A 23101-nucleotide genomic window follows, 5' to 3' on the forward strand; every position below is an offset into this window, starting at 1 on the left:
ATCATTCATGCCTACATTCATGTAGTCCCTGTGCCGGAGGTGCCGCACGTGCCCTACTGCGAATAGCAAGGGGGAATAGCCACTCGTCCTTGCACTGCAGGGGTATCTGTGGAACGCTCCGAATCGCTTAGATGCGCCATGGGTCGTCGGGTGTACGCTGCCAGGCCTTGTCCGTAACCGTTGGGTTCTCCGGGTCATTGGCCCATCGCAGCGGGTTGTCGGCGATGTACTGGCGAATGCGTGTCAGGGATTGCTCGTCGTGGACGATGTGCTCGTAGTAGTTGCGTTGCCGGACACCAGAGATGTCCGTGTGCTGGCGGAACCACCTCGTGACACCGATCTTGAATCCACGGACGATCGAGCCGATGGTCCGGGAGGGAGACAGGAACGAAGGTAGGGGCGAATGATCATTCGTCCGTACCTGTTCGGCGGTCAACGGATCAACGGGCGTACTGACAAGTCGATCGCTGGTGCCTGAGAGTTCGTGAATCAAGAGGCCTCCTGTGATTGCGCCAAGCTTGAGAGTATGATTAACTGCTCCTCTACGTTGGGGTAGAGTTCATCGATCTCATCCTGAATGGCGATCGTGCGGTGGAGCGCCGTGACGATGCGGCAGTAGGTGCGGATCTCGTCGAGTGAGAGCTGGCGACCGGCCCGGTCTTTGAGCCATTTCTGGACTACCTGGTAGCCACCGAGCTGGTACTCCCACACTTCGAGCGGGACCGGTGCGAAGTGCTGGGCAGTGTTAATGGAGAGGCACTCGGTGGCTGGGTCGTAGTTGAAGCCCTCGCGACGGGTGCGCGCAACAGAGTTGTCACCTTCTCCCTCGAAACGGGCGAGCGGTGGGTCCAGTTCCCGGCTGCGCAGGAGATGGAGATCAATCAGGCGTCGTCCTAGTCCTGCGAGCAGACCGAAGAGTTCAGGATCGGCGGTGAACGGGATACGTGGGAAGTCGGTCTTGAGGAAATCGGCGTACTTCTCGCGGTAGGACGGTGCGTAGAGGATTGCGTAGACATACGCGAGGATGTCTTCGGGCATCGGCTCCCGTCCGTATGAGTCCGCGAGCTGCTGGAGCAAGCCGGGGGGAACATTCGGGCGCCGCTCCCTAGGGTCAAGTTGGCTGAAGAGATCGCGACGTTCACTGTCGGGGTAGAGGTAAAGCGGAAACAGATTCGACCCATCCTTGATCTCAACGTATACGGCTGATGTCAGTGTATCTGAGATAACCGCGTGAGCCCATTTGCCCATCCTCGTTTGTCGCACAGTATTTAAGGCTACATTCTCCCCGGCCAGCATATGCCGCATTACTGTCCGTCTGCCGAAATCAATGGCATGATGGTGATAGAAGATCCAGCGCCGATCGAACGGGCGATAGAGAATTGGCACGATAGCCCGCTCCCAATTCTGATCGTCCTGGAGGAGCTTGCGCTTTTCTGAGAGCTTCCAATCCCGGTTGTCGCGCAGGTTGAACGTCTCGCGCACCATGTCGTCAGTGAGTCGTGGATTCAGGAATGTGCGGATCCGCTGCATGAGCGCGTCCTGGTCGAAGTCGATGGCGAAGTGATCGCGGTGTGTCTGTATCCCGATTACGTTCACCGGGAAGATCTCAGTGACTTTGACGAACTGCTCATAACGGTGGAGCGCGATTTCGTCGCGGGGCTGAAAGAGATAGAACGCTGGACGCGGCGCGACTTCCCGCCACTCGGTCGTGCTCACGTCGTGCTGCTGCAGCCAGGCGTACTTGGCCTCGCGCGTGCCCCAAAGTTCAGCATGAAAGACCCGCCCTGGTTGCTCCGGGGCCTTTGCCCCATGTTTGACGAAGAAGGCGATGGCGACCCCCTGGCGGATGTCGAACACATTCTCATCTTCAGAGCCATCGGGGGCGCGCTCGCGTCGCAGGCTGTTGCCATGCAGGTTCAGCACGTAGATCTCGTCGAAGCTCCGGAGCAAGCTCGAGCGCATGCCGCGAAACGTCGGGTTGTCCAGGTAGGAGTGGTTGGTGATCATCCCGACTACGCCGCGGCCGGTCTGCTCGATCTTCCACTGGGCGAAGCGCAGGAACTTCACGTAGTCGTCCTGCAGCCACTTCGGATTACGTTCGCCCAGCGCTCGCCCGTCCACCCTCTTGTACTCTTCGATGAGCTGGAGGATCCACTGCCCCTTGTTGGCGGAGTGGCCCGAGTAGGGCGGGTTGCCCAAGATTACCAGGATCGGCTGCTTCTTCTTCACCAGGCCCGCTAGCCGAGACTCCTCGGCAAGCGAGGCCATCCCGGGGAGGTTGGTCTGCTGTAGCTCCTCCATCTCCAGCGTATTGGTCAAGTAGAGCTGGAACCGCTCGTCGTCCTGCAGGTGGTATCCCAGTTCGTCCAGGTAGAAGGCCATCTTGAGGTGGCCGACGGCATAGGGGGCCATCATCAACTCGAAGGCATAGAAGTGGCGCAAGAGGTGCGAGCGGATGAACTCACGGCGGCCTCCTGACCCATACTTCTGCTCAAACGCCTGCACCGCGAGCTGGCAGGCGCGGGCGGGGAAAGTCATCGTGCCGGCCGCAGGATCGAGCAGCGTGACACCAGGATCGGCCAGACCGTCGTTGCGCCCAAACTTGTCCTGCAGTATCCGATGTAGCGAACGAACGATATAATCGACGACCGGTTCCGGCGTGTAATACACCCCGCGCCGTTCCCGTTCCTCGGGGTCGTAGGCAGCGAGGAACGTCTCGTAGAAGTGAACGATCGGATCCTGACCACGCCGCTCACGATAGAATTGGTGCAGGACCCCCACCACATCGGCCACGGCCAGGACCTCGGCGATATCGTCCACGATCCACTCGATCTGAGCTGGGGGATCCTCGAGTGAGATGAACCTGAAGACATCTCGCAGAATTCCGACGGTACGCGGGACACTATAGAAAGCCATCCGCCGGTTGAACCCATTCTGTGCGCGAGTGCGAGCAGCGAAGAGACCGTAGGTGATGGTCTGCGCGTAAAGGTCGGCGAAGTCGACTTCGCTGAGCTGGGCGAGCAGATGCTGCTTGAACGCTTCGTAGAAGCCGAGCAGGTTGCCATGCCCGATTGCCTGCTCCTGCCGGAGTTCATCGAGAACCACCTCACGGAGGAAGCGGGTGCGCTTGGCCAGCTCGATCGCCAATGTCTCAGCGCTCTGGATCGCCGGCAGCGCGAAGCTCAAGAACTGTTCGAGAAGCTGGGTAAGCTCGTCCCCGTGCTCGACGGGTGGCACCTGTCCGAAGCGAAGCGTGTAAGGACGGGCGAGACGGGCCTGCGCGACCAGACTGCGGGAACGGTACAGCCGGAATTCGAGGAAGTTGGTCAAGATCAGGTTAGGGAACGTGTCGAGATAACGCTGGAGTTGCTCGGAGGTTTCGACCTGGTCGAGGTTCTGCACGTCCGGGTGCTTGGCCTCGACGTAGCCGACGATGCGGTCTCGGCCGTTCCAGACTCGAAAGTCGGGGTTACCGGCCTCTGTTGGTCGAGGCAGAATCGTGACGGCTATATCCTGCCGGCCACTGAGGGAAGCCACGGCCTGGAGCAATCGAGCGAGCGGATCGTAGAAGCTCTCCTCGCGGGCATCGCCCCGATGGTAGATGGCCGTGACGTCGCGCAGGTAGTCCTTGAACACCCGCGTGAACGCCATAGACGCCCCCTGTACGAATAACAGAGAGGTCGATGTGTAGCGGAAGCATTATAGCAGGAGATGGGCAGGCGGTGGCGTGGCTCTCGAACGTCTCGCGTCCCAGCGCGGCCTCGTCCTCGATCTGGGCGATAGCGTCGAGGATGTCACGGAGCCGTTCTCTCGGATCTCTCACAGCGGGACGGCCTCCCGGAGGATGCGCTCTCGTATCCGCGGCTTGATCCCTCGCTCGCTAACCACGTCGACCTTGCAGCCGAGTAGCTCCTGAAGCTCTAGCCACAGTCCTGCGTGATCCAGGAGGCTACGTCCTGGCTCGAATTCAACGAGCAGGTCGATGTCGCTCTCCTCATCGGCCTCACCGCGCGCCACCGAGCCGAACACCCGCACCTTGCGCGCTCCGTACTTCGCCGCGAGGCGCAGGATCTCCTCACGCTTCTCTTTCAGCAATTCCTCGGGCTGCATGCCTACTGTTCCCTCCATGACGCCTCGGTAACCGTCGTTGCCTGCTCAACAGCGAGCGCCGCTTGCTAGGAGGACATCGTAGCCAGTTCACGATCCCTGCGCGACGTTCCGCGAGAACAGAGAGTGTCTCGCGAGCGTCGTTCGCAGTCTGAGGAATAGCTTGTACAGTGAGTCTCCGCTCGACTCCTGCACCCTAAAGTCTATCGAAGACGCTGGCTTCAGCCGCACCATCGGCGTGCCTGCCCGGCGGCTGTGGCCGTGGCTCTGGTACGATCGGCGCGAGGTGGGAGGGCGACGGCACCGGCCGCGCACTAGGGGCTCGGCGGGCGCGCGGGATGCCGAGCCGGCGGCGAGCCGCGCGAGCGCGCTGCATGACCGCATCGACGAGTGAGCTTCCCGAGCGCGAGCCGTTCCTGAGCGAAGGAGGTCGAGATGGAGCGCGAGGTGATGTGGATTCCCTGGGAGGGGCCTGGACTGGAGCACCTCCGGCTCCGGCAGGACGAGGACGGCATCCTGGCCGACGGTATCGTTATCGGCCTCGAGGGTGGCCGGCCGTTTCGGCTCGGCTACCGCATCCGCTGCGACGCCGGCTGGCGCGCGCTCGAGGTCACGGTCAGCCTGCTCAGCCCGCGCGACGTACAACTGGCCCTCGTCTCCGACGGGCAGGGGCGGTGGGCGACGCCCGACGGGCAAGGCGTCTCGGCGATCCAGGGGACGATCGACGTAGATATCTCGGCCACACCGTTCACCAACACACTGCCGCTCCGGCGGCTGGGGCTGAAACCGGGCCAGTCGGCCGAGCCGTCGGTGGCCTACATCGCTGTGCCTGAGCTGCGGCTGCAGACCGTCCGGCAGCGCTATACCTGCCTCGAGTCACGACCGGACGGCGGGCGCTACCGCTACGAGTCGCTCGCGCGCGGCTTCACGGTCGAGCTGGTGGTCGACCGCGAGGGGCTCGTCGTCGACTACCCAGGCCTCTTTCGCCGGGTCTGGCCCGGTTTGAGCGAGCAGTCGCCGGCCGGCGAGTGAGACGGCGATCTCGTCAGGCGTGGCGAGGGCTTCGCCGAGCGACCCGCGGCGCTCTCGCGCGAACCCTGACTGGCTTAGCGGCGCCGCCGTCCCAGCGGACGCTCGAAGGAGGCTTTCGCCGGTTGGGGTACCGGCCGGTCCGACGCACGGTCGGATGCGCCTGTGCCCCGAGGCGTCGCGCTTGCTCCTGTCCTGTCGTTACCCTTTGTGGCAGTAGGTTGGTCAAGGGCGAGGTGAGAGCCGGGGAGCGAGCCGGCAGAGATACCGGAATCGAGAGAGCGGGTCTATAGTTGGGAGACAGTCCTCCGCGCTGGCCGGAGCTTGTGTCACGAAGGAGGTACCGGGAGGTGCTATGAGCACGGTCAAGTGGGTGCCGATTAAGCAGTACACCGATATCCTCTACGAGCGAGCCGAGGGCGAGGGGATCGCCAAGATCACCATCAACCGGCCGGAGGTGCGCAACGCCTTCCGGCCGCTCACCGTGATGGAGATGATCGACGCCTTCGCGCACGCGCGCGAGGACGGGTCGATCGGCGTGGTGCTGCTCACCGGAGCGGGCGATAAGGCGTTCTGCTCCGGCGGCGACCAGAAGGTGCGCGGCGAGGGTGGCTACGTCGACGACCAGGGCATCCCCCGGCTCAACGTGCTCGACCTCCAGAAGCAGATCCGCTACCTACCCAAGCCGGTCATCGCGGTCGTCAACGGTTACGCCATCGGTGGCGGCCACGTGCTGCACGTGGTCTGCGACCTGACGATCGCCGCCGAGCACGCGATCTTCGGCCAGACCGGGCCGCGGGTCGGCAGCTTCGACGCCGGGTACGGCGCGACCCTGCTCGGCCGGATCGTGGGGCACAAGAAGGCCAAGGAGATCTGGTTCCTCTGCCGTCAATACACCGCGCAGGAGGCGCTGGAGATGGGCCTGGTGAACGCGGTGGTGCCCTACGAGCGGCTGGAGGAGGAGGCGGTACAGTGGGCGCGCGAGATCCTGGAGAAGAGTCCCACCGCTATCCGCTTCCTCAAGGCGGCCTTCAACGCCGATACCGATGGGCTGGCCGGTCTGCAGCAGCTCGCTGGCGACGCCACGCTGCTCTACTACCTGACCGACGAGGCCAAGGAGGGGAAGAACGCCTTCCTGGAGAAGCGCAAGCCGGACTTCTCGAAGTTCCCGCGCTTCCCGTAGGCGATCGGATGAGGTGCCGAGCATGACGGCCCAGGCATCGGGAACCGCGCTGCCGGAAGGGCGCTCCGACCGCCCGGAGGGCTGGCGCGTCTGGGTGATGGCGGCGCGGGTGCCGACGCTGGTAGCGGCGGTAGCGCCAGTGGTGGTCGGCACCGCTGCTGGCGCGCGCGAGGCGAGCTTTCGCCCGCTGCCGTTCGTGGTGGCGCTGGTGGCCGCACTGCTGATCCAGATCGGCACCAACTACGCCAACGACCTGTTCGACTTCCTCAAGGGCGCTGACACGCCCGAGCGAGCCGGGCCGACCCGGGTCACCGCCCGTGGGCTGGTCACGCCGGGGCAGATGCGGCGGGCCGTCACCCTCACCTTCGGGCTGGCGGTGCTGGCCGGGCTCTACCTGGTGTGGGTCGGTGGCTGGCCGATCCTGGTCATCGGCCTGCTCTCGGTCGCCTGCGGCCTGCTCTACACCGCCGGCCCCTGGCCACTGGCCTACCTGGGTCTGGGCGACCTCTTCGTCTTCATCTTCTTCGGGGTGGTGGCAGTGACCGGCAGCGCCTACCTCCAGGCCGGTCGCCTCAGCGTCCTGGCGCTGGCGGCGTCCGTCCCGGTCGGCCTGCTGGTGACGAACATCCTGGTGATCAATAACCTGCGGGACATCCCGACCGACCGTGCCGCCGGCAAGCGCACGCTAGCGGTGCGGCTCGGCGACCGGGTGACCCGGATGCAGTACGTGCTGTCCCTCGTCGTCGCCTATGCGGCGCCGCTGGTGCTCTGGCTGAGCGGGTTGGCCGGGCCGGCGGCTCTGCTGACCTGGCTCTCGCTGCCGCTGGCCTGGCGGCTGGGCCGGGCGGTGCTCGGCGGCCTCGCGGGGCCGGCGCTGAACCCGGTGCTCAAGCGCACGGGCCAGCTCCACCTGCTCTACAGCCTGCTGTTGGCCGGGGGGCTGCTGTGGTGAGCTGGGCGCTCGGCTGGGCGGCCTACCGGATGCCCTTTACCCGGCCGGTCGCGACTGCGCGCGGCCGGCTGGCGTTCCGCGCTGGGGCGATCCTCTGGCTAGCCGGCCCCGACGGGGTGCGCGGCCTGGGCGAGGTGGCCCCGCTCCCTGACCTGGCCGAGCGCGAGCTGGGCCGGGCGCTCGGTCTGCTGGAGGAGCTCAGAGGAGAGATCGAGCGCGGCGAGCCGGATCTCGAGCGCCTGCTGGCCGGCTGGCGCGATGGGATGCCGGCCGGCCGGGCGCTCCGTGCAGCGCTCGAGACGGCTCTGCTCGACGCGCGGGCGCGGCAGGCCGGGCTCCCGCTGGCGCGCTGGCTGTCGGCGGAGGCAAGGACAGCGGTGCCGGTCAACGCCGTCGTGACCGCACCCTCCATCGAGGCCGCGGCCGACGAGGCGCGCGGTGCCGTCGCCGCGGGCTTCCGAACGGTGAAGCTGAAGGTCGGCGTGGCGGAGACCGAGGCGGCGGAGGTCGAGCGGGTGGCGGCGGTACGGGAGGCGATCGGCTCGGGAGTGCGACTCAGGCTGGACGCCAACGGCGGCTGGACGAGCGAGCAGGCCGTCCGGCTGCTGCGGCGGCTTGCGGTCTACGAGATCGACCTGGTCGAGCAGCCGGTGCCAGCCGGCGACCTGGAGGGGTTGGCAGCGGTGCGCCGCCGCGCGCCAGTCGCGGTAGCGGCAGACGAGGCGGTGACCGGCCCGGAGACGGCGCGGCGCATCCTGGAGCTAGAGGCAGCCGACGCGCTGGTGCTCAAACTGCCGGTCACTGGCGGCATCGCTTCGGCGCGGGAGATCGCCGAGCTGGCGGTTGAGCGCGGCTGCGCGGTCATCGTCACGAGCGCGTTCGAGGCCGGGGTGGGGCTGGCCGCGGCGCTGCACCTGGCGGCCGCCTTGCCTGGACTGTCTCCGGCCAGCGGGCTGGCGACTGCTGGCCTGCTCGCCGCGACGCTCACCGACGAGTCGCTGCTGCCGCGCAGAGGATGCCTGTGCCTGCCGGCTGGACCAGGATTAGGCGTGTCGATCGACCGAGCGGCGCTCGATCGCTGGCGGCAGGGCAGGGAGGGACGATGACGTCGATGCTGCGTTGGCCCGCGAGCCCCGATCGGCGGGTGCTGGTACTGGCGCTGTCGCTGATGGTCACCGGCGCCATGCTCTTCTCGGCACTGGCGCGGTGGTCGGCCCGGCAGCTCGGCCCGCTGGTGGGGAACCTCGCGATCTTCGCTGGCGTCGGGCTGTTCGCGCTCGGCTGGGTGCTGGTCGGGGCCGGACTGCGACCGTGGGGCAGCGCCCGTCGCGGTGCGCTGCTCGCAGCCTTTCTGTACGTCGTGGTCGGTGCGCTTTGGACGACCGGGTTCGTGCTCGTCAACCCTTGGGATACCGATTTCACGCAGACGAATCTTGCCCTGCTGCTGGGCTACTCGATCTTCCTCTGGCCCTTCGCGGTGGCCTTCGTGTTCGGACTCTTCGGCCTCGGCCCGAGCTAGGGAGGCCTAGCGGTTGACGAAGGGGCACGCGGGCGATGAGGGCAGCGAGTGGCTATCCGCTCATGCCGGAGTGGCTGTACTGGCGCGCTCAGGCGACGCCGGGGCGGCTGGCGCTGATCGCCGGCGGGCGCCGGCTGTCCTTCGCTGAGCTGGCTGCCGAGGCCGACAGGATGGCCCGCCGGCTCGCCGCGCTCGGCCTGGAGCCGGGCGACCGGCTGGCCACGCTGCTGCCCAACGGGCTGGAGGCGGCAGTCGTACCGCACGCGGTCAGCCGTCTCGGCCTCGTGCTGGTGCCGCTGAACGTGCGGCTGGCGCCCAGCGAGCTCGCCTGGCAGCTCGCCGACTGCGGCGCCCGCTGGCTGCTCGCCGCGCCGGGAACGCTCGATCTGGCCCGGGGTGCCCTGGAGGAATTGGCAGGCTGCCGGCTGGTCACGACGGAGCCGCTCGAGCCCGGTGTGCCGTCGCTAGTCGAGCTACCGGAGGCGAAGGCGCCGCTGCGGCGGGAGGTCGACCTGGGCCAGGTGCACACGATCGTCTACACCTCGGGCACGACCGGCCGGCCGAAGGGCGCGTTGCTGACCTACGGCAACCACTGGTGGAGCGCGCTCGGCTCGGCCATGAATCTCGGCGCGCTTCCCAGTGACTGTTGGCTCGTCTGCCTGCCGCTCTTCCACGTCGGCGGGCTGTCGATCCTCTTCCGGAGCGTGATCTCCGGCTTCGCTGCCCTCGTGCACGAGCGGTTCGATCCGGTAGCGGTCAACCAGGCGATCGACGCGGAGGGCGTCACGCTGCTCTCGGTGGTGAGCACGATGCTCCAGCGCATGCTGGAAGCGCGTGGCGAGCGAGCCTACCCGTCCACGCTGCGCTGCGTCCTGCTCGGCGGCGGTCCGGCGCCCCGGCCACTGCTCGAGACGTGCGCTCGGCTCGGCCTGCCGGTGGCGCAGACGTACGGGTTGACCGAGACGGCGTCCCAGGTGGCGACGCTGGCGCCGGAGGACGCGCTGCGCAAGCTCGGGTCGGCGGGCAGACCGCTGTACCCGAACCGGGTGCGGATCGTCACGGAGGAAGGCGAGGAGGCCAGGCCAGGTGAGGTGGGGGAGATCCTGGTGCGAGGCCCGATCGTGACACCAGGCTATCTGAACCGACCCGAGGCGACGGCGGCTGCCGTGCGCGACGGCTGGCTGCGCACGGGCGACCTTGGCTACCTGGACGAGGAAGGCTATCTCTACGTGGTCGACCGGAGGGAGGATCTGGTCGTCAGCGGGGGCGAGAACGTCTACCCGGCCGAGGTCGAGGCAGCGCTGCTGGCGCACCCGGCGGTGGCCGAAGCCGTGGTGGTGGGGGTGCCCGATCCGGAGTGGGGCCAGCGGGTGGTCGCCGCGGTGCGGCTGGTAGCCGGGGCCACGGTGAGCGCAGGCGAGCTCCACGCCTGGTGCCGCCAGCGGCTGGCAGGTTACAAGGTGCCGAAGGAGATCCGAATCGTCGCCGAGCTTCCCCGCAACGCGACCGGTAAGCTCCTCCGCCGCGCCGTACGGGGCTGGTGGGAGCCGGGAGCCTGAGGTTCGTCGGGGTGTTGCTCCTCTGCGAGAGGCTCTCCGCAGCGTCCTCGTATCACTCCCCCACATGACCATGTTCTAATGTGGTGGATGCGGACGGTTGAGCGATTGGTAGACCGTGCCCGATCGCTATCCCTAGGCTTGTCTTGATGTTTGATATCACATGTGATACTATGCGAGGGGCGTTGAGCGAGCAGGTGGCGAAAGCTTGACGAGCGGTTCTTGCGCCAGCCACCTGAGGTGGCGTACGAGGATGTCGAGACGCTCCTGGCAATGTTCGGTTGGTACGTGGATCGAATAAGGGGTAGCCATGTGGTGTTTGGTAAGGAAGGGGAGTTCTCCATTTCGGTTCCCAAGCACCGCGGGAAACGAGTCAAGGGTGCATACGTGCGCATAATCGTCGAACGTCTCAGACTCGACGAGCTCGATCTCGACGAACTGTGAGTGAGGGCGGGGCACATGGCTCGCAAGACGCTGCAGGAATACCTGGACACTATCTACCCGTATACGGTCGAGCCGGATCCTGAGGGCGGCTTCGTGGTGATATTCCCGGACCTGCCCGGCTGCGCGACGGTGGCAGAGACGCCGGAGGAGATTCACTCGATGGCGGAGGAGGCCCGCCGGCTCTGGATCGAGAGCGTCTATGAACGCGGGATGGACGTTCCCGAGCCACTGGGGGCGGAGCAGTACTCCGGCCGGTTCGTCGTGCGGATGCCGCGCTCGCTTCACCGACGGCTCGCGGAGGATGCCCGGCGCAACGGTGTGAGCCTCAACACCTACACGGTCGCCTTGATCGAGCGCGCCCTGGGTGCGACAGCAAAGGACGAGCGGCTCGAGCGGATCGAGCGCCGGTTGGAACGAATCGAGCGCCGGCTGGTCAACCCCTCCACCCAGTTCGACCTGGACGTGCGAGTGAAGGAGTCTCCCTATCGGGTGGACTGGGAAACGACTCCGGAAGCATCGCCAGCACCAGTGGGAGCGCCGGAGAACGGGCGTGGGCGGCGTGATCGGCTCACGCTGATCAAAGGTGGGGTGGCGGCATGAGCGCGTCTCGGGCGCAGGCGAGTCGCTCGACTCGCCGTGATCGGACAACGAGTTCCCGGGCCCTCACTGACACTTACAGCGAGTTCATCGCTGGGATAGAGCTTCGACATCTGTGGTTAGCTGCGCTCGAAGTCCGCAATGACCACGGCCCGACCACCCCGCAGCCTGGCGGCGTGAGAGTGGAGGACGAGGCCACCTGGGAACCCCGCGACGGCGGTTTTCGGATCTATCACGTGTACGATCTCGTCTTCTCCGGCGCTGGCGATACCGAGACGCCTATCGCGACACTGCGGGTGACCTACGGGCTCGAGTTCTCCTCTGCTCTGCCGCTCACCGACGACCTCTTCGAGGTCTTCAGCACCGTTAATGTGCCGGTGAATACCTGGCCCTATCTGCGCGAGCTAGTCGCCAGCATACTCGGTCGCTTCGGCTGGCAGCCGTTCGCGCTCCCGACGCTGAAGCGCCTCCCGCGTCGCTCGTCCCGCCGGCGATCACCGCGCGGTATAGACGCGGAGGCACCGGAAGAGCCTTCTTGAGCGCGCTTTGCCCGTATTCAGCGAACCGCTCGGCTCGCTGTGCGGTCGGCGGGGTGAGTTCAACACAGCGGCGCCGGAGCCGGGCGTGGCTCTTGCGTGAGCCCCAGCGCAATGGCTCGGGTCAGGGCGACGCGTCGTGCACGACCAGCGCGAGTGGTCGAACTGGCGAGCCGGTCGCGCCGACGAACTTCAGCGGCGTGCAGACGAAGGTGAAGCGGTAGCCACGCGCGGCCGCGAGCTCGTCGAGCTGGAGGTTCTCGACGATGTAGATGCCGCGCCGTGCCAGCAGGATCAGATGTCCAGGCAGATCGCAGCCAGTGTCCGGGTCGAACAGCCCGATCACGTCCCAGGCCATGTTATCGGCACCGACTGCCCGCACGCCCAGCTCGGCGAGCCAGGCCGAGGCCGCGCCCGAGACGCCTGGCCCTGCCAGGTATCGCTCGGGCTCGCCCCAGTAGCGCGCGTTGCCGGTGCGCACCAGCACCACGTCGCCCGGGCGGATATCGACCCCCTGCGCCGCGCAGCACTCCTCGATGTCGGCCACCGTGACCGCGTAGCCGGGATCGAGCGCCTCCACGCCCTTGTGCCCGGCCACGTCGAGCAGGACACCTGGCCCCACCAGCGGCGGGATCTCCTCCACCGCCAGCCTGGTGAAGCCGCGAGGGCTCTCCACTTCGGACACCGGGATATCCCCGAGGAGCTGGAGGTCGTCCGCCTGGTGGCAGATGGCGTCGATATGCGTGCCGCTGTGCTCCATGCAGACGATCACGCCGGACGCGCCGGAGCGCGGCCCGCTCTCCTGGGGCCGGTACGTATCTTCGTGCCTACGGTGCAGGAAGTAGGCGTACCCGGGTCGGTGCGACGGGTGGATCGGCATCTCTGGAGTCCTCGGCTGCTCCAGATCGAACACGGTTGCCGGGCGCCCGGCGAGGTCGACCGCGAAGCTGGTCATCTCCCCTCCCGTCCGCTCAGGGGCTCCCCGACCAGCGGCGCGGGCTGGTTCGCTCTAGGTAGTCCATCACCGTCCGGTAGCGGGCGGTATCGAGCAGGCCGCACTCATGGTAGTAGGTGAGCATCGTGCGCAAGCGGAGGATCGGCATCACGTGGTAGCCGTGCTCGTGGAGCCGCTCGGTTCCGCCCTGCTCGCGGTCGATCAGCACGATGAAGTCGCGTACTACCAGCCCGCTCTCCTCCAGCGCCTTCGCCGTGCGCAGCAAGCTGGTGCCGCCGGTCATCAGGTCGTCGATCACCAGCACGGTCTGGCCGGGGATGATGCGGCCCTCGATGGATGGCTGCTGCGAATCGGGGCGGACGTAGAGCAGCGGCGTGTCGCTGACCAGCGCGTAGGCGGTCGCCAGGTGCAGGCCGCCCATCGGCACGCCGGCCACAGCCGCGAAGCTGGCCAGCCGGGGGCGTCGCCGGGCCTGATCTGCCTGGATCTCGTGGTGGATCAGCAGGGCGATCCGGCGCAGCACCGCTGGGTCGCTGATCAGGACGCGCGGGTTGAGGTAGATCGGCGAGCGGCCGGCGGTCGGCCCGAGGTCGAAGTCGCCGAACTGTACCCCGCCGAGGTCGTAGAGGGCCAGGGCCAGGTCGAGGTTGGATTCAGCGCCGAAGAGCACGTCAGGCCTCATTTCTGCCTAAGTCGAGAGTCCTCCCAACTCCGCAGGGCAGTGGAATACGAGAGAGAAAGGAAGGCACCAGCAAGTATAAGGCAATGTATGCCCGGTGAGGAGTGTAGCATAGCGCCCTGCGCACCTTTGGTCTGTGCCAGAGAGTGGCGGGCGCCGCAGTCGCGGGCGCGCGGGCTGCACCGTTGAGAGGAGACCGAGAGGGCTAACCGCCTTCCCCTAGCGTGGTACGCCCTGGTTCCTAGTGGAGACGGCGGGCCCTGGCGCGTGGTATCTCTGAGGCAGCGCGCGAGCGCGAGGGGCGAGAAAAAGGCAGAGCACGGTGACGATGGACTACCTGGAAGCACTCCGCTACCTGAGCGAACGCTCGGGCTATGACCGCGGCTTCGTGTCCAATCCGTTCGAGCGTGAGGGGATCGGCCTAGAGCGCACTGCCTGGATCCTCCGCGCGGCCGGCAACCCTGAGCGCCGCTATCCGTCGGTGCACGTCGCCGGCACGAAGGGGAAGGGATCGACAGCCGCCTGCCTGGCCTCGGTGCTGGGTGCGGCCGGTTACAGGGTCGGGCTCTATACCTCGCCGCACCTCCATACCTTCCGCGAGCGGATCCAGATCTCCGGCCAGCCGATCGACCCCGAACTCTTTGCCGAGCTCACTGCGGAGCTGGCGGACGCCAACGCCGCGCTCGTGGGCGAGCACCCGGACTGGGGAGAAGCGACGGCCTTCGAGCTGGCCACCGCGCTGGCGCTGCTGGCCTTCGCCCGTTCGCGCGTCGACGTAGCGGTCGTCGAGGTGGGGTTGGGAGGCCGGCTCGACGCGACCAACGTGCTCCTGCCCGAGGTCGCGGCGATCACCTCCATCAGCTACGACCATATGCAGATCCTGGGCAGCACGCTGGCCGAGATCGCCAGAGAGAAGGCCGGCATTATCAAACCGGGGCGGCCGGTGGTCTCGGCTCCGCAGCACCCGGAGGCGGAAGCGGTCATCACCCGAATCGCCGCGGAGCGAGGGGCACCGCTGCTGCTCGGCGGGCGCGACTGGGCTGTCGAGGGGTCGCCTGCCCGGTTCAGCTTTCGTGGGCCTGGCGGCGAGCTCCACGGTCTCCGGCTGGCGCTGCGCGGTGCCCATCAGATCGAGAACGCCGGCGTGGCGCTGGCAGTGGGACAACTCCTCGGCGAGCGCGGGCTGCCGATCCCGGAGCCGGCGCTGCGTCGTGGACTGGCGGAGGTGCAGTGGCCGGGCCGGCTGGAAGTGGTGCGCGAGCGTCCCTGCTTGGTGGTCGACGGAGCCCACAACGTCGACTCCGCCGAGCGGCTCGCCCGGGCCATGCGCGAGGAGTTCGCCTGGAGACGTCTCATCCTCGTCCTCGGCATCGCGCGGGACAAGGACATCCCCGGAATCGTTCGGGCGCTGGCGCCGCTCGCGGACGAGGTGGTCGCGGTCGCCTCGCACTCCCCACGGGCGGCGCCGCCTGAGCGGATTCTGGCCGCGGCGAGCGCGCTCCAGCCACCGGTCGCGGCTCACGAGGCCGGCTCGGTGGCCGAGGCGCTCAAGGCTGCTCTGGCACAGGCAGCGCCGGAGGATCTGATCCTGGTCACCGGCTCGCTTTACGTGGTGGCCGAGGCCCGCGAGGCGCTGGGGCTGGCGCAGGCCGATCCCCAGGAGCGCGCCCTCCTCTTCGGGTAGTCGATCGGCCACCTGCCAGAAGCTCGTATGGGTGTACTGTCAAGAGGTATACTCCCTCCGCTGTCTGAGCGCATGCTCGTGAACCTCATCCGAAAGCGCGCGGGATGGACGTGGACGGAACATCTCCAGGCTCCCTCCCAGAACCAGCACCACTCAGGCGTCTCACCCCTCGCGAGATCCGGCGGGCCCGGCGAGAGGGGCGCGGGGCCCTGTCCCAACCGGAAACGGCAGTGCAGCCGCCAGCCGAGGCGCTCGTTTACCCGGAGGAGCAGCCTGTCGCGCCGCCGGCCAGGCCAAGGTGGCGCCGCCCGGCCCGCTGGGCCGTGGCGGTCGTCTCGCTTCTGATCGCCGGTGGCCTGGCGGCCTACCTCATCCCGATCCTGCTAGCGGCGCACCGGGCCTATGGCGAGGTCTTCGTCACGCCGGTGCCACGGCCGACGGTGGTAATCAACCCCCAGGGGACTCCAGAGCTGGTGCTCGAGACACCTGAACCCCATGAACCGACGCCCACCCCGCTCCCGAGCTGGGACGGCACGGAGCGCATCAACATCCTGCTCCTCGGTGTCGACACGACACCGGAACGAGTCGCTCAAGGCGACCCCCCGCGTTCCGATACGATGATCCTCGTCTCGATCGATCCGGTGACCCGGCAAGTCGGCATGCTGCCCATCCCCCGGGATTTGCTGGTGAGGATCCCTGGCTACGGTGACGACAAGATCAACGCGGCGTACGCCTACGGCGCACTGTCCGAGTTCACCGGGCCCGGGTTAGTCCGGGCGACTATCGAATACAACTTCGGCATCCCCGTCCACTACTTCGCCGAGGTGGACTTCCAGGGCTTCATCAGGATCGTCGATACGCTCGGGGGTGTGACGGTCGACGTGCCCGCTCCGATCAAGGACGATGAGCACCCGGCTGAGGGTTTCAACTACACCCGGCTCTATTTCCCGACAGGTCTCCAGCACATGGATGGCCGTACCGCGCTGCGCTACGTCCGCACCCGGCACGACGACAACGACTTCGCCCGCGGTGCCCGCCAGCAGCAGGTGCTCGAGGCGCTCAGGGAGCAGGCGATCCAGCTCGAGCTGCTCGCCAGGGCCTCTGAATTGATCGATGAGCTGGGCGGCACGGTTCGCACCGACCTCCGGCCCCGCGACGTGCTCGCGCTGGCCCGGCTCGGGGTGGAGATCGACAAGGACGACATCCACTCGTACAGCCTGCAGGGTGCCGTGAGCGATTACTGGGCACCGAACGGAGCCTTCTACCTGGTCGCGAACTGGCCTGCCGTCCGCCAGATCGTGGCTGAAATGACGGTGTCTCCACAGTAGACTCGGAGTGGGTGGCGGAACTGGCGAGGCCGCGCGCTCGTTAAGAGAGGTAGTTGCCTGGTATTCAGGCTGTGCCCGGTCGCCGGGCAGGCGACTCGCGGCCGCCTGCCCCTGCGAGTCCCGTGTAACCGTTGTCTGCCGCCCGAGGGGCAAAGAGCAGGAGGCATCCGTGCGCAAGCGTTCCCCTGGCATGGCCATACTCATCGCCGGGCTCGTCCTCGCTGGGCTCTTCAGTGCGTGCCGGAGTCCTGCCGGCTCCCCGACCAGCACAGCCGGCCCGGCTGCAACCCCAGCAACCACAACCGGGCCGGCGTCGCAACCAGGGACGATCCCGGCTGTAGGCTCGACCCCTCCCACCGTGGCAGCCAGCCCGACGCCGACCACCGGTGTCCAGGAGGTCGATGTCTCGGTCTATTTCATGCGTGGCGATCACCTGGCAGCCGCACGCCGCGCCATCCCGCGGACACCGCAGATCGGCAGGGCAGCACTGGAGGCGCTGCTCGCCGGGCCAACGGCTGAAGAGCAGTCGATCGGCTTCACCAGCGCGATACCGCCGGGCACCCGGCTACGCGGGCTGAGCATCGAGAACGGCGTCGCGACGGTCGATCTCTCCGGGCACTTCGCCGAGGAGGGCGGCAGCCTCTCGATGGTGGCCCGTGTCGCCCAGGTTGTCTTCACCTTGACCCAGTTCCCGAGTGTCCAGGGAGTTCAATTCCAGCTCGATGGCCAGCCGGTGGAAGCGCTCGGTGGCGAAGGGCTGATGCTCGACCAGCCGGTCGGGCGAGACAGCTTCGAGGAGCTGCTTCCGGCAATCTTCGTCGAGTCACCGGCGCCCTTCGACGTCGTCTCCGGCCCGTTCCACCTGCAAGGCACCGCCAACACCTTCGAGGCTACATTTATGGTTCGGCTCACCGACGCGAGCGGCGCGGTGCTGCTCGAGCAGCCGGTCATGGCGACCTCCGGCAGCGGCACGCGCGGCAGCTTCGATGTCACCCTCGACCTCGCCGTGCCGCGAGCTGGCCCCGGGACGCTGACCGTCTACGAGGCCTCGGCGCGTGACGGCTCGCCGGTTAATGTCGTCGAGATCCCGCTCAAGCTGGAGCAGTAGTGACTGCCGTGTGGGAAGGCAGTATGCTGGCACGTTCGCCTTGCCGGGCCTGCGAGCGGTCCCGGTGGAGAGGGTAGGGAAGCCCACTCTAGGCGTGGTTTCCAGGGAGGAGTCCGCCCTTGATGGTGCGCGAGCGGGCAGTCGAGGTCAACGGCGTTCGAGTCTGGCTGGCGGAGGCCGGCCACCCAGCACGGTCACCCCTGCTCCTGCTGCACGGGCTCTACGACCGGTGGGAGAGCTGGGAGCCGGTGCTATCGGCGCTGGCGGAGCGCTTCTGGGTGCTCGCGCCCGACCTGCGCGGGCATGCGCGGAGCGATCGGCCTAGTACTGGCTACCGCCTGGCCGACTACGCCGCGGATGCCGCGGAGCTGCTGGAGTCGATCGTCGGCCGTTCGGCAAGCGTGGTCGGATTCTCGCTCGGGGCTCTGGTGGGAGTCGTTCTGGCCGGCACCCGTCCGGAGCTGGTCGAAGCCCTGGTGCTGGAAGATCCCCCGCTCGCGCCCTTCGGCGAGCCGGCCCGTGCCTGGTTGATGGCACTCCTGGAGGCGAAGCGCGGCGGCGCAGCCGCGGCCTACGAGCTGGCGCGCGATCTCCACCCCGAGCGCGACGAGGCCGAGTGGCACCGGGAAGCTGCCTGGCTGTGCGACACGGCGGACGGCCCCTTCCTGGCACTGCTGGAGGGCGAGCACCAGCCAGACCCCTGGGCGCTGCTGCCGTCGATCACCTGTCCCACGCTCGTGCTTCAGGCAGACCCGCTCGCTGGTGGGGCGCTCGACGACGAGAGCGCGGCGCGAGCGCTGGCGGCACTGCCGCGCGCTACGCTCGCGCGTTTCCCGGAGACCGGCCACGCGATCCACCGGGAGCGGCCAACCGAGTTCGTAGAGACGGTGCTGGCGTTCCTCGGGGAGCAGTGAACGTATGCTGCCCCATTGCTCTCTGCGCGCGCTGCGATTAGACTCGGCAGTGTCGGGGTGATGCTGCTGGGGAACGGGGGCGTACGAATGAGCGGACAGGCAGAGAGCTCACCGGTTCGCGGAGCACCGGCAGTGGAGGCAGAAGGCCTCCTCGATCGCGTCTTCCAGCTCCGCGCGCTCGGCACCGACCTGCGTACCGAGGTGATCGCCGGGCTCACGACCTTCATGGTCATGGCGTACATCATCTTCGTCAACCCGAGCATCCTGAGTACGCCTACGCCCCCGGACAGGCTGCCGGTCTCAGCGGTCACGACTTCGACAGCGCTCGTCGCCGGCATCATGACGATCGCGATGGGGCTAGCGACCAACCGGGCATACGCGATCGCCCCGGGGATGGGTCTCAATGCGGTCGTTGCCTTCCAGCTCATGGGCGCGATGGGGCTGACGGCGGCCGAGGCGATGGGCGTGATCGTGGCCGAGGGGCTCATCATTACGCTCCTCGTGCTCCTGGGTATCCGCCGCTACGTCATGACGGCGATCCCGCTGGAGCTCAAGCAAGCGATCTCTGTCGGGATCGGGCTGTTCATCCTCTTCATCGGGCTGGTGAACGGCGGTATCGTCGTTCCGGATCCGGCGACGCTCGTGCGGATGGGGGATCTGCGCGGCGTACCGGTCTTCGTGACCGTCGTCGGCCTGCTCTTGACCATGTTCCTGCTCTCGCGCAACGTGCGCGGGGCGCTGCTCTGGGGCATCCTCGGCGCAACGGTCGTCGCGATCATCGCCCGCGCCGTGACCGGTACCGAGGCTTTCCCGCCGGGAGTGGCCCAGCTCCCTTCGCAGTGGATCGCCGCGCCGGACTTCAGCCGGGTGGGCGACTTCAGCTTCGGCTTCTTCGCCAAGCTCGGCGTGCTGACCGGGATCCTGGTGGTGCTCTCGATCATGATGGCCGACTTCTTCGATACGATGGGGACGCTGATCGGCGTGGGCCGCCAGGCTGGCTACCTGGACGAGCGCGGTGAGCTTCCCCAAGCGCAGCGCGCGCTGCTGGTCGACTCGCTCGCCGCTGTCGCCGGAGGCGCGGCGAGCGCCTCCTCGGCCACGACCTACATCGAGTCGGCGGCTGGCGTGGGCGTCGGCGGCCGCAGCGGGCTGGTCTCGGTCGTCGTCGGGATCCTGTTCCTGCTCTCCATGCCGTTCTGGCCGGTGGTCGGGATCGTGCCGGCGCAGGCGACCGCACCGGCCCTGATTATCGTCGGCTGGATGATGATGGGCGTCTTGAGCCAGGCGGAAGCGGAGGCTGAAGGAGGGCGAGGGGGACTGCGCAGCAGTATCAACTTCGCTGACATCGAGGTCGGCCTGCCGGTCGCCGTCACGATGCTCGTCATGCCGCTGACCTACAACATCACGAACGGGATCGGCGCCGGCTTCATCGTCTGGACGCTGATCAAGCTGTTCCGGGGCAAGACGCGCGAGATCCATCCGGTGATGTACGTGATTAGCCTGGCCTTCCTGGTCTACTTCCTGCGTCACTACTTGGGTGTTGCGATCTGAGGCGCGCGGGCCGAACCGACCATAGAGCGTGAACACCGGCCGGTTAAGCGTTGCGCTCGCCGGTGTCCGCCGGGTGAACGCGACGCGGGAGTACCGGCGCATGTGGCTGGTCGAGGAGGAGCGTGCCCTGGACTGGCTGGAGAGGACGAACGGTGCCGCCTGGAGATGATTTCGATCGAGCCGTGCGGATCGCGCTGCTCATCGTCCTGGCCGGGACCGTGCTTCTCTGCTGCCTGGCGGTCGTGCTCGTCCTGGCGCTTACGAATCATCTGTTCCGGGATTCACTCGAATGAGGAGGCGGAATTCCTCTGTCTCCAGCGGCGCTGATGGGCAGCGGCCGAGCTCGCGTCCGACGGGATAGAACGGGAGAGAGCTGGCTGTCCCCCGGCTGCGCCGTGCCAGGGTGGTTGACGGTAACTAAGCCCTATGCTGTACTGGAATCCACAATCGTTCCCGGGCGGCAACCGGGAACGTGGTCGAGTGCTCGCCCGGAGACTGATCGAGCACAGCTCTGGCCGTGAGGCCAGCCGGGGTAACGAGAGGGAGGGTGGGATGGGCGAGCTTCATCACAGGCGGAACCTCTATGCGGTCATCCCGGCAGGCGGCAGCGGTACGCGCCTCTGGCCAGCGAGCCGGAAAGGCCAGCCGAAGTTCCTCCTCCCCCTGCCTGGGCCGCGATCGATGCTCCAAACGACCATCGACCGCCTCGCTCCGCTGCTGCCGTACAGCAATATGTACGTGGTGACCGGGAGCGCCCACGCGGTCGCGGTTGCCCGCCAGCTCCCGGAGCTACCGGAAGGGAACATCGTCGTCGAGCCCGCGCCGCGCGGAACCGGGCCTGCCATCGGGCTCGGAGCCGCGCTGATTGCCCGCCGGGAACCGGATGCTGTCATGGGCTCCTTCGCTGCCGACCACTACGTGGCCGAGCCGGAGCGGTTTCGGGCGGCGGTGCTGGCTGCCGTTCAGGCTGCCGAACAAGGGTATCTCGTCACCATCGGGATCAAGCCGACCTACCCGGAGACCGGCTACGGCTACATCCGCTGCGGACGTCCGTTGCTCGAGCGCGACGGCCTCGTGATCCACGAGGTGGAGGAGTTCAAGGAGAAGCCGGATCGCCAGACGGCCGAAGCCTACCTGCAGAGTGGCCGTTACCTCTGGAATGCGAGCATGTTCGTCTGGCGTGCCTCGACGCTGCTCGAGGCGATGCGGCGCTTGCTGCCCGAGGTCTACCAGGCACTGGAGCAGATCGCCGGGATCTGGGGTGAGCCGGGCTACGAGGAGAAGCTGGCCGAGCTCTGGACACAACTTCCGGAGATCACGATCGATCACGGCATTATGGAGCGGGCCGAGCGCGTCGCAGTCGTCCCGGCTGACTTCGGCTGGACGGACCTGGGCGACTGGCATAGCCTGGGCGAACTCCTCGGTGCCAGCGATGGCGCGACGATTGCTGTCGGGTGCTCTGTGATCGCCGAGGACACCGAGTCGACACTGGTCTACGGCAGTGGCCGGACCGTCGTGACGCTCGGGGTCAGGAACCTTGTCATCGTCGATACCGAGGACGTCGTCCTGGTCTGCGACCGCTCTCGCGCGCAGGACGTGCGCCGGATCGTCCGCCGTCTCGAAGAAGAGGGCAGGCTCCCGCTCATCTGAGGGAGTGCCCAGAAGCCTGCGTCTGCCTTCAACCTTCCCCTCTCCCTCGCCTCGTGGGGATTGCAGGGGCGAATGGTTTGTTCGCCCCTGCAATCGGACAGGCTACCCGGCACCGTAGAGGTTGTCCCGCCCTTCCGGCACCCGCTGGGAGTGTCACTGCGCTGATAGTCTCGAGGCCTGGTCGGGCACGCTTTCGCTCGTCGCGAGTGGGCCCGGACTGGTCCCCCCGTGCGGCCATGGTGGTAGACTGCGGCAGCGTGTCCGTCCTAGGGGATAGGGAATGACCGTGAGCCTGCGACTTCTGCTGCTCGGTACCGGGTCACCGCGCCCGACCCTCGAACGGGCAAATACCGGACAAGTCGTCTTCGCCGGGGAGCGGACGATCCTCGTCGATTGCGGCGCTGGGGTCATGCGGAGACTGCTGGAGTCCGGGCTCGACCCCGCGCGTGTGACGCGGCTCTTCTTGACTCACCTGCACTCGGACCACACGCTCGACTATGCCGAGTTCATCCTCGGGAGCTGGGCGATGGGCCGTGAGGAGCTGGCCGTCTACGGCCCGCCCGGGACCGCGCGGCTTCATCGCCTGCTCCTGCTGGAGCCCTATGCCGACGATATCGCCTATCGAGTCTCGCTCGGTCGCTCGCCGGCCGGCGTGCTCGACATCGCCGTGCATGAGTGCCCGCTAGAACCCAGGGTGATCTACGACGATGGCGGGCTGCGCGTGTCGGCTGTGCCCGTGATCCACTCGGCACCGACGCTGGCCCTTCGGTTCGACTACGCTGGCAGGTCGCTGGTGATTTCCGGTGACACGGCCTATTGCCCGGAACTGGTCGAGCTGGCGCGTGGCGCCGCCGTGCTGGTCCACGATGCCTGCCTGGCTCCAGCGCTAGCCCTTCAGCCGAACCCGCTCTGGGGAAACCTGGCCGAGCGGCTGCGCCACCACCATGCGACCCCGGCGGAGGCGGCTCGCGTGGCCCGTGAGGCCGGCGTGCGCACCCTGGTACTGACGCATTTCCTGCGCGGTGTCTACGAGGGGCCGGCGCTCGAGGGGGCGCGGCGCGAGTTCGACGGCGAGGTCATTCTCGGGCGTGATCTCATGGAGATCGCCTGCTGAGCGGCGCAGTGCCGGATCGACCGGCGCTGTGCGTTTACTCTGGGCGTCCCGTATACTCTGGTGTCGTGGCAGACAGGATGGGCCATCCTTCTCCGGCCAACGGCGTTCGGGGCGAGGATGCACCATGAGCGGTGCGGAGGCGAAGCAGTGATGGACGAGCGGGGACCGGAGCGGGACGTCTACGACGTCACGATC

22 protein-coding genes are annotated in these 23101 nt (G+C 67.3%); 17 read left to right on the plus strand and 5 right to left on the minus strand.

From position 1 onward, the window contains the following. Positions 1-127: 127 nt before the first annotated feature. The 3 genes from NET02_RS09470 to NET02_RS09480 form a co-directional block, all read right to left on the minus strand. Positions 128-493 carry a transposase gene (locus NET02_RS09470; protein WP_284057158.1) on the minus strand — a complete coding sequence of 122 codons (366 nt, stop codon included), beginning with the start codon at positions 491-493 and terminating at the stop codon, positions 128-130. Then, positions 490-3651, minus strand: a complete 3162-nt coding sequence (locus NET02_RS09475) for a type ISP restriction/modification enzyme (protein ID WP_284057159.1) — start codon at positions 3649-3651, stop codon at positions 490-492. The genes NET02_RS09470 and NET02_RS09475 overlap by 4 nt, the downstream gene beginning before the upstream one ends. Positions 3652-3819: 168 nt before the next feature. After that, the gene (locus NET02_RS09480) at positions 3820-4110 is read right to left on the minus strand and encodes a nucleotidyltransferase family protein (protein WP_284057160.1); all 291 of its coding nucleotides are present in this window, start codon (positions 4108-4110) and stop codon (positions 3820-3822) included. 432 nt (positions 4111-4542) lie between these two features. Between NET02_RS09480 and NET02_RS09485 the strand changes: the two genes are divergently transcribed. The 9 genes from NET02_RS09485 to NET02_RS09525 all read left to right on the plus strand — a co-directional run bounded on the left by NET02_RS09485 (position 4543) and on the right by NET02_RS09525 (position 11926). Next, positions 4543-5139, plus strand: coding sequence for a putative glycolipid-binding domain-containing protein (locus NET02_RS09485; protein ID WP_284057161.1), 597 nt, complete (start codon positions 4543-4545; stop codon positions 5137-5139). Between the two features lie 352 nt (positions 5140-5491). Then, the gene (gene menB / locus NET02_RS09490) at positions 5492-6319 is read left to right on the plus strand and encodes a 1,4-dihydroxy-2-naphthoyl-CoA synthase (protein WP_284057162.1); all 828 of its coding nucleotides are present in this window, start codon (positions 5492-5494) and stop codon (positions 6317-6319) included. Between the two features lie 97 nt (positions 6320-6416). Continuing rightward, positions 6417-7271, plus strand: coding sequence for a 1,4-dihydroxy-2-naphthoate polyprenyltransferase (locus tag NET02_RS09495; protein ID WP_347711028.1), 855 nt, complete (start codon positions 6417-6419; stop codon positions 7269-7271). Next, positions 7268-8377 carry an o-succinylbenzoate synthase gene (gene menC, locus NET02_RS09500; RefSeq protein ID WP_284057164.1) on the plus strand — a complete coding sequence of 370 codons (1110 nt, stop codon included), beginning with the start codon at positions 7268-7270 and terminating at the stop codon, positions 8375-8377. Before NET02_RS09495 ends, menC begins: the two co-directional genes overlap by 4 nt. Next, positions 8374-8790, plus strand: coding sequence for a hypothetical protein (locus NET02_RS09505; RefSeq protein ID WP_284057165.1), 417 nt, complete (start codon positions 8374-8376; stop codon positions 8788-8790). Before menC ends, NET02_RS09505 begins: the two co-directional genes overlap by 4 nt. A 35-nt stretch (positions 8791-8825) precedes the next feature. Further along, entirely contained in the window at positions 8826-10349 is a 1524-nt protein-coding gene (locus tag NET02_RS09510) for an o-succinylbenzoate--CoA ligase (RefSeq protein ID WP_284057166.1), read from the plus strand. Positions 10350-10568: 219 nt separating this feature from the next. Then, positions 10569-10790: a type II toxin-antitoxin system HicA family toxin gene (locus NET02_RS09515; protein WP_284057167.1), complete on the plus strand. Its 222-nt coding sequence runs from the start codon at positions 10569-10571 to the stop codon at positions 10788-10790. A gap of 15 nt (positions 10791-10805) precedes the next feature. Further along, complete coding sequence (locus tag NET02_RS09520) at positions 10806-11390, plus strand: type II toxin-antitoxin system HicB family antitoxin (RefSeq protein WP_284057168.1); 585 nt, start codon at positions 10806-10808, stop codon at positions 11388-11390. Beyond that, on the plus strand, positions 11387-11926 hold the full coding sequence (locus tag NET02_RS09525; protein ID WP_284057169.1) for a hypothetical protein: 540 nt from the start codon (positions 11387-11389) through the stop codon (positions 11924-11926). Before NET02_RS09520 ends, NET02_RS09525 begins: the two co-directional genes overlap by 4 nt. A gap of 121 nt (positions 11927-12047) precedes the next feature. Here the strand turns inward: NET02_RS09525 and NET02_RS09530 are convergent, their stop codons facing one another. Beyond that, positions 12048-12878, minus strand: coding sequence for a cyclase family protein (locus NET02_RS09530; protein ID WP_284057170.1), 831 nt, complete (start codon positions 12876-12878; stop codon positions 12048-12050). Positions 12879-12894: 16 nt separating this feature from the next. After that, a complete protein-coding gene (locus tag NET02_RS09535; RefSeq protein WP_284057171.1) occupies positions 12895-13548 on the minus strand; it encodes an orotate phosphoribosyltransferase in 654 nt (217 codons plus the stop codon). Positions 13549-13885: 337 nt separating this feature from the next. Between NET02_RS09535 and NET02_RS09540 the strand changes: the two genes are divergently transcribed. From NET02_RS09540 to NET02_RS09575, 8 genes are all read left to right on the plus strand, one after another. Beyond that, positions 13886-15241: a bifunctional folylpolyglutamate synthase/dihydrofolate synthase gene (locus NET02_RS09540; protein ID WP_284057182.1), complete on the plus strand. Its 1356-nt coding sequence runs from the start codon at positions 13886-13888 to the stop codon at positions 15239-15241. A gap of 230 nt (positions 15242-15471) precedes the next feature. Next, positions 15472-16569 carry an LCP family protein gene (locus NET02_RS09545; protein ID WP_284057172.1) on the plus strand — a complete coding sequence of 366 codons (1098 nt, stop codon included), beginning with the start codon at positions 15472-15474 and terminating at the stop codon, positions 16567-16569. Positions 16570-16738: 169 nt separating this feature from the next. Then, positions 16739-17677, plus strand: a complete 939-nt coding sequence (locus tag NET02_RS09550) for a GerMN domain-containing protein (protein WP_284057173.1) — start codon at positions 16739-16741, stop codon at positions 17675-17677. Between the two features lie 122 nt (positions 17678-17799). Next, positions 17800-18591 carry an alpha/beta fold hydrolase gene (locus NET02_RS09555; protein WP_284057174.1) on the plus strand — a complete coding sequence of 264 codons (792 nt, stop codon included), beginning with the start codon at positions 17800-17802 and terminating at the stop codon, positions 18589-18591. 132 nt (positions 18592-18723) lie between these two features. Then, the gene (locus NET02_RS09560) at positions 18724-20142 is read left to right on the plus strand and encodes an NCS2 family permease (protein WP_284057175.1); all 1419 of its coding nucleotides are present in this window, start codon (positions 18724-18726) and stop codon (positions 20140-20142) included. A 152-nt stretch (positions 20143-20294) separates the two neighbouring features. Then, on the plus strand, positions 20295-20435 hold the full coding sequence (locus NET02_RS09565) for a hypothetical protein (RefSeq protein ID WP_284057176.1): 141 nt from the start codon (positions 20295-20297) through the stop codon (positions 20433-20435). Positions 20436-20694: 259 nt separating this feature from the next. Then, complete coding sequence (locus tag NET02_RS09570) at positions 20695-21792, plus strand: mannose-1-phosphate guanylyltransferase (protein WP_284057177.1); 1098 nt, start codon at positions 20695-20697, stop codon at positions 21790-21792. 286 nt (positions 21793-22078) lie between these two features. After that, the gene (locus NET02_RS09575; protein ID WP_284057178.1) at positions 22079-22906 is read left to right on the plus strand and encodes an MBL fold metallo-hydrolase; all 828 of its coding nucleotides are present in this window, start codon (positions 22079-22081) and stop codon (positions 22904-22906) included. Positions 22907-23101: the final 195 nt, after the last annotated feature.

The sequence above is a fragment of the Thermalbibacter longus genome, assembly GCF_023806485.1.
Lineage (GTDB): Bacteria > Chloroflexota > Chloroflexia > Thermomicrobiales > Thermomicrobiaceae > Thermalbibacter > Thermalbibacter longus.